At 71.7% G+C, this 10,182-nt stretch carries 7 protein-coding genes and 1 pseudogene; 2 read left to right on the plus strand and 6 right to left on the minus strand.

Annotated features, from left to right (window positions below):
• A partial coding sequence (locus D471_RS0108880) for an MMPL family transporter (protein WP_017598296.1) occupies positions 1-908 on the minus strand: 908 nt, incomplete at its 3' end.
• A 151-nt stretch (positions 909-1,059) separates the two neighbouring features.
• Between D471_RS0108880 and D471_RS0108885 the strand changes: the two genes are divergently transcribed.
• Complete coding sequence (locus tag D471_RS0108885; RefSeq protein ID WP_017598297.1) at positions 1,060-1,821, plus strand: TetR/AcrR family transcriptional regulator; 762 nt, start codon at positions 1,060-1,062, stop codon at positions 1,819-1,821.
• Between the two features lie 619 nt (positions 1,822-2,440).
• Positions 2,441-3,286: a neutral zinc metallopeptidase gene (locus D471_RS41115; RefSeq protein WP_017598298.1), complete on the plus strand. Its 846-nt coding sequence runs from the start codon at positions 2,441-2,443 to the stop codon at positions 3,284-3,286.
• 36 nt (positions 3,287-3,322) lie between these two features.
• Here D471_RS41115 and D471_RS0108895 read toward each other — a convergent pair whose 3' ends face one another.
• From D471_RS0108895 to D471_RS0108915, 5 genes and pseudogenes are all read right to left on the minus strand, one after another.
• Complete coding sequence (locus D471_RS0108895) at positions 3,323-4,726, minus strand: FAD-dependent oxidoreductase (RefSeq protein WP_017598299.1); 1,404 nt, start codon at positions 4,724-4,726, stop codon at positions 3,323-3,325.
• Between the two features lie 426 nt (positions 4,727-5,152).
• The gene (dxs, locus tag D471_RS0108900) at positions 5,153-7,087 is read right to left on the minus strand and encodes a 1-deoxy-D-xylulose-5-phosphate synthase (RefSeq protein ID WP_017598300.1); all 1,935 of its coding nucleotides are present in this window, start codon (positions 7,085-7,087) and stop codon (positions 5,153-5,155) included.
• Positions 7,088-7,363: 276 nt separating this feature from the next.
• A complete protein-coding gene (locus tag D471_RS0108905; protein ID WP_017598301.1) occupies positions 7,364-8,134 on the minus strand; it encodes a sulfite exporter TauE/SafE family protein in 771 nt (256 codons plus the stop codon).
• A 63-nt stretch (positions 8,135-8,197) separates the two neighbouring features.
• The gene (locus tag D471_RS0108910) at positions 8,198-9,439 is read right to left on the minus strand and encodes a styrene monooxygenase/indole monooxygenase family protein (protein ID WP_017598302.1); all 1,242 of its coding nucleotides are present in this window, start codon (positions 9,437-9,439) and stop codon (positions 8,198-8,200) included.
• 537 nt (positions 9,440-9,976) lie between these two features.
• Positions 9,977-10,182 (minus strand): annotated as a pseudogene (locus D471_RS0108915) (sugar ABC transporter permease); the annotation flags it as partial.

Consider the following 10,182-nt stretch of genomic DNA (forward strand, 5'->3'; position numbering starts at 1 on the left):
AGCCCGGCGAAGGCGATACCGACGGTGACGCCGGAGAAGGCCACGGTACGTCCGGCGGTGTCCACGGTGCGTCCGACCGCGTGGGGGATGGACGCGCCCCGGTCCAGTTCCTCCCGGAAGCGGCTGACCATGAACAGCCCGTAGTCGATCGCCAGCCCCAGACCGAGGATGGTGGCGACGTTGACCGCGAACACCGACACCTCGGTGACATGGGTCAGGGCGCGCAGCAGGGTGAGGGAGCCGAGGATGGCCAGGCCGCCGACGCTGAGCGGCACCAGCCCGGCGACGAGCCCGCCGAAGATGAGCACGAGCAGGAACAGCAGGACCGGCAGGGTGAACAGCTCGGCGCGGACGATGTCGCCCTCAGCAGTGGCCGACAGTTCGTTCTCGACGCCGACGGGACCGCCGAGGCGGGTCTCCAACGGCCCGGACTCCAGGACCTCGGCGACCTCCCCGTACTGGTGGAGCCGCTCGGCGTGGGTCTCCCCGCTCAGGGTCACGGGCACGTAGGTGGCGTGCTGGTCCTCGGAGACGAGCATGCCGCGCTCGATGTCGCCGAGGCTCTCGTCCGTGTAGACGTCGTAGGAGGCGACCAGGTCCTCGGGAAGGTCGTCGGTGACGCGCCCGACCGCGGCGGCGAAGGTGGGGTTGGTCACCCGCATCTCGTCACTGCGAAAGACGGCGACGATGTCGATGTCGTCGTGGCCGAGCTCCTCCTGGAGCAGTTCGGTGGCGCGTGAGGACTCGGCGCCCGGGTCCTCGAACCCGCTCTCACTGACGTCGGAGAAGACCCCCGCACCCCAGACGACGGCGAACGCGGCGAAGAGGCCGGTGGCCACCAGCACCCACCATCGCCGCCGGTGTACGGACAGGCCCAGTCGGCCGAAGAGGCCCGGGTGTGTCGGCATGCGACGCCCTCTCAGTGAACATGCTTCATGGTGGTGAACGGTGTTTGCTAACGGTGTTCACTAAAGCGTGCGCCCATTACGATGTCAATATCGCCGATGAGAACCACAGCGCCACGGACCTGGCGCCCTGAGACGGGGTGTAGTGCAGCACATGACGAAACCGCAGGTCGCCCGAGGCCGCGCGGAGCAGAGCACACTGAGCCGCCGCGAACGTGTGCGCGAAGCCACACTCGCCGAGATCAAGGCGATCGCCCGACGCCACCTCGTCGAACACGGCCCCTCGGGGGTCTCCCTGCGCGCCATCGCCCGTGAGATGGGGATGACCGCGCCCGGGCTGTACCGCTACGTGTCGGGGATCGACGCCCTGCTCATCGCCATCACGGCCGATATGTTCGACGAACTGGCCGACGCCGTCGCCGCGGCCGACGCCAGCGTCCCCGACGAGGACACCGACCGGCGCATCCTCACCTCGCTGCGCGCCTTCCGTTCCTGGGCGATCGACCACCGGAGCGAGTTCGCGGTCATGTTCGGGCCGAGGGCCAGGTTGGATCCGAACGCGGACATCACCCCGGGGCTGGAGGCCGCGCGGCGCTTCGCCGCCACCTTCTACACGCTCTTCGACCGACTGCTGGTCGAGCGCCGCTTCACCCTGCCCGACAGCGGGCACGTCACGCCCGAGCTCGACCGTGAGCTGCGTTCCTTCGCCGAGAGCTGCGGGTTCTCCGCCCCGCACATCCCGGTGGAGGCGGTCATGGTGCTCACCTCGTGCTGGGTCCGACTCTACGGAGTGGTGTGTATGGAGGTGTTCGACCACATGAGCATCGTCATGAGCGACCTGGAACCACTCTTCGAGTCCGAGCTTCACACCGTGTTGGCGGACCTGGGCGTGCGATACGAGCCGCCGGGGGGATAGCTCACCCTCCACCCTCAGCACTCCCGGTTAGACCCCATACTGGAGGTTCGCCGTGCTTGCCGGATTCGCCCGGGCGGGTCCGGCCATCTCCAGCGCGCGTCGGCACGAGAGGGAGGACGGACCCGTGGAGAACCAACCCGGCGGTGACGGCCCCGGGAGCGAGGAACCCCCGACGGAACGGCCCCACCCCGCCGACACCGCCCCCACCGAGAACCCCCAACCCCCCACCCCGGAGCCCTCCCCGAACCCCGCCGCCCCCGCACCCCAGACGCACACCCCCTTCCCCGGCCCCACACCACCCGCTCCCCCAACCGCTCCGCCCCACACCCCACCGACCGCCACAGGCGTCCGGACGCCCCCCGGCCCTCCGGCGCCACCCACGACCGCCCCCGGCCCCCACCCGCCGGTCGGCTACCCCCACGGCGCGCCCCAGGTCCTCCAGCCGACCCCCCACCCGTGGCCGGGCCCGGCTCCCCTCCCGGGCGCCTACCAGGGTTTGGGCGCTTCGCACCCGCGGGGAGCTCCCCCCCATGGGGGGTGGGCACCGCAACAGGCCTGGGCTCCGCCGCACATGTGGGCCGCGCCGCAGCCTCCCCCGCGTCACCGCGGCGGTACGAGCGTGCTCTTCGGAACCTCCGTCGCGGCCGCGGTCGCGCTCGCGGCGCTCGCCGCCAGTGTCGTGACCGTGGTCAACACCCCCCGGGAGGACCCGTCGGCGGGCGGCGCCGACCTGGGGGCGTACTACGACACAGCGCTGGTCGCGGCCCCGAACCCGGTGGAGGTCGACCTCGTCGACCACCCCCTGTACGCGGTCGCGACACCGACCGCGGTCGAGTGCGACACCCCTGAGTTGGACATGGACTCGGACGAGTCGTGGGAGGAGTTCGCCAACGCGACCGGAACATGTCTGGACGCGCTGTGGAACCCGGTCATGGACGAGCTCGGGCTCTCCCCCGAGACGCCGGAGATCACCGTCACCCTCGAGTCACCCGACTCCGGTGATGAGGAGGGCTACACACTCGCCTACTACGAGGGCGACTACACGCGCATCACCGTCGTCCTGCCCAACGTCCGCGAGCTCGGCGCGTTCATCCCAGCGGAGGACCAGGAGGAGGTCTGGGTCGCCCTGATGGGGCACGAGTACGGCCACCACGTCCAGTTCGCGACCGGCATCCTCGACCTCTCCTACGACATGCGTGTCAAGGCCGAGGACGAGAACGAGGAACTGGACGCGCTGCGCCGCACCGAACTCCAGGCCGAGTGCATGGCCGGGGTCGGCCTGCGAGCGATCATGGACGGGGACGCGGACGCCCTGGACGTGGTCGACGAGCACTTCAACAGCGGCGGCGACCTGGACACGCACGGCAGCGCGGTCAACCGGTCGTTCTGGCTGGAGGAGGGCTGGTCGCGCGGGACCGTGGAGGGCTGCAACACCTACGGTGCGGACGAGGACCGGGTCTCCTGAGCGGAACCGCCGCCCCGACCGCCACCGCGGTGGCGGTCAGCCGCCCCCGATGACGTCGCGGTAGGCCCCCCAGCCGTGCAGTTTGACCCGTTCGCCGCGGTCCAGCTCCTCGGCCTGCTCGGCCTCGGCGCTGTCGATGCGCAGCCAGTCGCCGTACCCGCTGTGGACGATCCCGAGCTCGTCCAGCACCGTCTCCAGGGGGACCAGCTCGGACGCGCCCGACCGCAGCGCGGACGCGTCGTCGAGCAGGGAGCGGACGGTTCCGGCCGCGTCGGACTTGTTGGTCCCGATCACCCCGGTGGCACCGCGCTTGATCCACCCGGCCACGTAGTCTCCGCAGACCGGCCGACCACTCGGGTCCAGTACGCGGCCCTCCTTCTGCGGAACGGTCCGCTCGACCGGGTCGAAGGGCACGCCTGGCAGGGGGACCCCCGCATAGCCCACCGAACGCAGCACCATCCCGGTGTCGAGGACCGTGGTCTCCCCCGTCCCCACCAGATGCCCGTCCGCCCCCAGACGGGTGTGCTCCAGACGGACGCCGGTGACCCGGTCAGTGCCCAGGATCTCCTCCGGGCGCACCCAGAAGTGCAGGTGGACGCGGCGCTCGCACCCGCGTGGAGCGCGCCGGGCCTGGTCCGAGAGCAACCGCAGGTTGGTGCGGGCCGCGCGGGCCACCTGGTGCAGTTCGGGGGCGGGGCCTCCCACGTCGGCGGGGTCGATGGCGACCTGGTCGGCGGGGACCATCACGTCGACGTCCGGTAGTGCGAGCAGGTCACGCAGTTCGGGTGCGGTGAACTTCGCCTGGAGGGGGCCGCGCCGGGCGAGCAGGTGGACGGTGCGGACGCGGCTGGCCGCCAGGGCCTCCAGGACGGGCTGGGGGATGTCGGTGTGCCGGAGTTCGTCGGCGGTCTTGACCAGGATGCGTGCCACGTCGAGGGCGACGTTGCCCGCCCCGACGACGGCGACCTCCTGCGCGCCCAGGACGAACCGCTCCAGTTCGCTGTCGGGGTGGCCGCAGTACCAGTTGACGAAGTCGGTGGCGGCGACGCTGCCGGGCAGGTCCTCACCGGGCACACCCAGGTGGCGGTCGACGCTGGCGCCGGTCGCGTAGATCACGGCGTGGTGGGTGCGGGCGAGGTGGGCGCGGGTGAGGGTGTCCCCGAACTCGACGCCGCCGACGAAGCGTACGTGCGGGTGTTCCAGGACCTTGCTCAGGGCGCGGGCCACGCCCTTGATCCTGGTGTGGTCGGGGGCCACACCGTAGCGGACCAGGCCGTACGGGGTGGGCAGCCGGTCCATGACGTCCACCCGGACGGGGACGCGGTGCTGCCGGGTGAGCGCGTCGGCCGCGTAGATGCCCGCCGGGCCGGAGCCGATCACCGCCACCCGGAGCGGCTCCGTGTCCTCGGTGCGCTGCTGGTCGGGTTCGGGAGCCGTCATGCGCCCATTCTTGCAGCTCCGGGCCCGGTGGTCCGCACACGCGAAGGGCGCCCCGGCGTGGGGGCGCCCCTACGTCTGATTCCGGTGAGGCAAGCGGTCACCCCGAAGCGCCCGCCCCGCCGCGGAGCGGCCCCCGGGCGGTGGCGGGCGACGAAGCGGGGGTACCGGAGCCGAAGGCTCTCCGTCGAGGGTGGTGGCGGGCGACGGGCGGGCAGGCATCCCTGGCCGCGTGGACGCCCGAACACGGTCCGAGGCGAAGCGGCGGACCCAGGGGGTTTGTCGTTCGGGCGCCGCCAGGGTGCTGCAAGACGAGGCAAGCCGCGAGCGAGGAACGAGCGACAGGCGCCGCCGAGGATGAAGCATCCCTGGCCGCGTGGGCGCCCGAACACGGTCCAAAGCGAAGCGGCGGACCACAGCAAGCACGCCCTAGGCCTTGTCTCCGGTCAGCGCGCGGCCGTCGGAGTCCTCAGCGGACTCGGTGTGGCGGGAAACGGTCTCGGTGAGCTTGCGGGACAGCTCCTGGGGGGTCAGGCCCTGCTGCTGGAGGATGCGGTCGCGCTTGGCGTGGTCGAGGAACTCCTGCTCGATGCCGAACGTGCGGACGGGCACGTCGACGTCGTGGTCGCGAAGCAGGCGGGCGACGGCGTCGCCGACGGCACCGGTACGGCCGTTGTCCTCGATGACCGCGACGACGCTGTGCTCGGCGGCCTCGGCGACCAGGGCCTCGTCCAGCGGTTTGACCCACATCGGGTCGACGACGGTGACGCCGATGCCCTGGTCGGCCATCCGGTCGGCTACCTCACAGGCCACCTGGGCCATGCTGCCGACACCGACGACGAGCAGATCCTTGGAACGGCCACCCTCGGTGGCCCGGCGGAGCAGGTCCATGGAGCCGACCCGGCCGATCGCGTCCAGGTGCTCGGCGACCGCGCCCTTGGGGTAGCGCACGACCGTGGGGGCGTCCTGGACCGCGACGGCCTCGCGCAGGAGGCGGCGCAGGCGCTCGGCGTCACGCGGGGCGGCCAGGCGCAGACCGGGCACGACCTGGAGGATCGACATGTCCCACATGCCGTTGTGGCTGGCGCCGTCGTTGCCGGTCACACCGGCGCGGTCCAGGCAGAAGGTGACGCCCTGCCGGTGCAGCGCGGCGTCCATGAGCACCTGGTCGAAGCACCGGTTGAGGAACGTGGCATAGACGGCGACCACGGGGTGCAGGCCGTTCATGGCCATGCCGGTGGCGGCGGTGGCGGCGTGCTGTTCGGCGATGCCGACGTCGAAGCAGCGGTCGGGGTAGGCCGCGGCGAACTTGTTCAGACCGGTGGGGTAGAGCATGGCGGCGGTGATGGCGACGACGTCCTCGCGCTCGGCACCGATCTCCACCATGGTCTCGCCGAAGACCGAGGTCCACTTCTCGACCTTGGGGCCGGGCTTGGCCTGGCCGGTGCTGACGTCGAAGGGGCCGGGGGCGTGGAACTGGTCCTCGTCGTGGTTCTCGGCGGGAGCGTAGCCCTTGCCCTTCTGCGTGATGCAGTGGACGATCACGGGTCCGCCGAAGTCGCGGGCGCGGCGCAGCGCCTTCTCCAGGGCGGGTTCGTCGTGGCCGTCGATGGGGCCGAGGTACTTGAGACCGAGGTCCTCGAACATCATCTGCGGCTGGATGGCGTCCTTGACGCCCTTCTTGAGGCCGTGGAGGGCCTCGTAGAGCGGCTGGCCGACCACGGGAGTCCGGTTCAGCGTGGACTTGGCCAGGTCGAGCGCCTGCTCGTATCCGGGCGTCAGACGCAAAGAGGCCAGGTGGTCGGCGATCCCGCCCCGGGTCGGCGAGTAGGAGCGGCCGTTGTCGTTGACCACCACGACCAGGCGCCGGTTCTTGCGCTCCGCGATGTTGTTGAGCGCCTCCCAAGCCATACCGCCGGTGAGGGCTCCGTCGCCGATCACCGCGACGACGGTGCGGTCGTCACGGCCCCGGACCTCGTTGGCGCGGGCCATGCCGTCGGCGTAGGACAGGGCGGTGGAGGCGTGCGAGTTCTCGATGAAGTCGTGCTCGGACTCGGCACGGGAGGGGTACCCGGACAGACCGCCCTCGGACTTGAGGTTGGAGAAGTCGTGGCGACCGGTGATGACCTTGTGCGCGTAGGCCTGGTGACCGGTGTCGAAGAGGATGGGGTCCTTGGGTGAGTCGAAGACCCGGTGCAGGGCGATGGTCAGTTCGACCACGCCGAGGCTGGGTCCGAGGTGGCCGCCGGTCTGGGCACAGGAGTCGACCAGGAAGTCTCTGATCTCCCGCGCCAGCACTGGAAGCTGGTCGGCCGGGAGCTTCTTGAGAGCTTCCGGATTGTGTATCGACTCGAACAGTGCCACTGTCTCGTCAGTCCCCTCGTCCAACGTGTTCGCCTGAGTTTGCCGACCCCGGCCGCTGACCTGGCCAGAAATTGGCTACCGGCAGGTATACATACCCGAGTTTATGAGGCTGTGTCCACGGGTCGTACCCCGGATGCGGATGGGACAAGACCCTTGTCACAGCCGGGTGCGGCCCCGGCACGCTCCGGGCGGACGATGTGTACGGGACATCGGCCCCACACGGGTTTTGGCGTAGATTACTCGCTCCGGAGCGGAGTATTGCCCTCCCCCACGACGCTAGCCAAGAAAAGCCTGCCCGAGCAGGCCGATCGCCGAGACCGTCACCACACAGAGCATCGCCACGCGCAGCCTCGCTCCGTCGATCCGACGGCGCACGACGTTGCCGAGGGCGAAACCGGCTCCGACGAACGGGAGGGCGGCCACACCCACGACGGCCGTCCGGACGTCGAGCTGGCCGCCCGCCCCGAGCGCGGCCAGGGAGACACTCGCCCCGAGCAGGAAGAAGGCCGCCAGGGTGGCCCGCACGCGCGAGGGCGGCTCGTGCTGGTAGACCAGCGCCATCGGAGGCCCGCCCACGGAGGTCGCCGTGCCCGCGAACCCGGACAGACACCCCGCGACCACGAGGGAGACCGGGGTGACGCGCACCCGGAAGGACCACACCGACAACACGACCGCGGTGAGCACCATGGCGCCGACCAGTCCGGCCAGAGCCCGGGGTTGGAGGGTGGCGACGACCCACACACCCGCCAGCGTTCCGGGCAGGCGGGCGGGCAGGCCCCAGGCCACCCCCCTCCAGTCCACGTGCCCCCACTCCTGCACCAGCGTGAGCACGGGGAGCAGGACCGCGGCGATGAGCATCGCCCCCGGCATGAGGGTGGGGTCCAGGAAGGAGATGACCGGGGCCGCGACCAGGCCGAGACCGAGGCCGACCGTACTCTGCACGGCCGCGCCCGCGAGGACCGCGGTTCCGGCCAGGACGACGAAGACCCAGGTGTCCGCGTTCCCGAGGGGTCCGGCGGACACGGGTTCCAGGAGATCTGTGTACATGAGGGGGCTGACGCTACATGTCCACCCACCAGGTCGGAATTGCGAGGTCGGTTGATGGGATGATCAAGCGCGGCTGAGGTGGCGGACCCCGTCCGCGTACTCCATGGCCCGCTCCGGGTGCAGGAACCACTCGATGAGACCGCTCGGATCGCTGAAGGAGTTGGCGAACCGGTCGGCGGTCGCCTGGTCCTCCTGCGCGAGGCGGAACAGCTCCCACACGTGCCGGGGGCCGGAGAGCATGACCCTGCTCCACGCGGTCACGTGCCGCGCGTGGCGCCAGTAGGAGGCGAACGTGTCGCGCATGAACGCCTCGTCGAACGGCCGCGGACCGTGGTCGACGATCGCGCGGCGGTAGACGTCGGCGCACAGGGAGGCCATGTTGGCGCCCTGCGCGGTGACGGGGTCGTTGGCGACCACCGTGTCGGCCATCCCCAGGACCGCCGTGCCGTGGGGCAGCCGGGCGACCGGTTCGCGCACGACGGGCGCGTAGAAGGCGCGCAGAGCGGCCCTCGGGTCGGCGGGGACGGCGTCGGCGAAGCGCTCGTACTCCCAGGGCGCGTACCGGCGGAGGACGTCCAGCAGACCCACGAGCACCGCCCCGGCCGAGGCGCCGGAGGGCACGGGCCGGTCCATGGGGCCGCCGGGCACGGCCTCGACCATCACCGCGTGGCAGGGTCCGGCGAGCGAGTACACGGGCAGGCTGACCACCTCGCCGAGCCCCGGAACCGCGCTGCGGCTGAGGACCGAGCCGTCGGGATGGGGGTGGACCCCGGTGGCGTAGGCGACCGTCAGAGCGCGCTGGGGCGCGTCGAAGCGCGAGCGCGTCGTGTCACGGGGGAAGATCCGCGCCAGCTCGCCCCGTCCCGCGGCGACGACGGCCAGGTCGTGCTCCCGTGCGAGCTCCTCCAGTCCGTCGACGTCGACGCGGTGGCGAAGGAAGCGGCCGCCGCGCGCGACGAACAGGTCCAACCAGGCGGACAGCGTGAGCCGCTGGTCCACCGACTGGGCGGGTTCGTCCAACCGGCCCACCCAGGAGACGTCGGGGACTCCTCCCCCCGCGGGGTCGGCGACCCGGACGCCGACGCCCTCGACGAGGGGGGCGCGGTCGCGCCAGAGCGACAGGCCGTGCCGGCGTTCGCGCCGCAGCGCGGGTCCGAACAGGCACTGGGTGGACAGTACGGGCCCCGCGCGGAGTTCCTCCGGCCCGCTGGCACCGACCAGGGTGACGTCGTAGTCCTCCGCGAGCAGACCGAGGGCGAGTTGGAGGCCGGACTGTCCGGCGCCGACGACGAGGATCCTGCGCATGCTCTTCAATCTCCTGGAACGGGCGTCCCCCGTGACCCGCCGGATGGGGACGAACGGTATCCGGGCATGGTGGGGAGCCGCCTCGTGGGCGGGTGGTTCTTGGACTGGGTGATCGATCGCGACGAACCTAGCAGCGGCTTCGCGGGGGCCCGATCCACCCCGGGGAACGGGCCGACGGACCCTCGGGGCGGGCGCCTCAGCCCTCAGCCGGCCGTCGGCCGCGCTTGGTGTCGCGCGATCCCACCGGCACGGCGTCGGCGCAGTTCACGGCACCCGCGCGGCGGCGCCCCGCCGTGCGGACGCGGAGCGGACTCCAACGCCTCACCCGTCGGCCACCGACCCGACCGGCCGCGTCCGCGCGGCGTTCACCGCCTCGGACGCGGGGAGACGGAGTTCACAGAAAGGGGTGGGCCCCGGCCCGGCGGGAGCGGCCGGGCCGGGGCGTGGGGCGGCCGGGAGTGGAGTGAGCCGCCCTGGGGAGGGGAGGAGACGAGGCTCCTCCCGGAGGAATGGTGGGCTCGGGCGCGCCGGCCCCTTCTATGCGCCGCCCCGCGCGTGGGTCTTGCGGCCCCGCCGGGAGACCGCGTCCAGGATCACCGCGATGAGCAGCACCGCGGCGGTGATCATGAACCGGACCGAGGTGTCCATCTGGAGCAGCAGCAGACCGGAGGTGATCGCGCCCAGGACCAGCCCGCCGAGGAGGGCGGAGTAGGCGTTGCCGCGCCCGCCGAAGAGGCTCCCAC

The organism is Nocardiopsis lucentensis DSM 44048 (assembly GCF_000341125.1).
Taxonomy (GTDB): domain Bacteria; phylum Actinomycetota; class Actinomycetes; order Streptosporangiales; family Streptosporangiaceae; genus Nocardiopsis; species Nocardiopsis lucentensis.

Coding starts and splice junctions, on each gene's coding strand:
- D471_RS0108885 (WP_017598297.1), top strand. CDS start 1,060: ATGACGAAACCGCAGGTCGCCCGAGGCCGCGCGGAGCAGAGCACACTG.
- D471_RS0108895 (WP_017598299.1), bottom strand. CDS start 4,726: ATGACGGCTCCCGAACCCGACCAGCAGCGCACCGAGGACACGGAGCCG.
- D471_RS0108905 (WP_017598301.1), bottom strand. CDS start 8,134: ATGTACACAGATCTCCTGGAACCCGTGTCCGCCGGACCCCTCGGGAAC.
- D471_RS0108910 (WP_017598302.1), bottom strand. CDS start 9,439: ATGCGCAGGATCCTCGTCGTCGGCGCCGGACAGTCCGGCCTCCAACTC.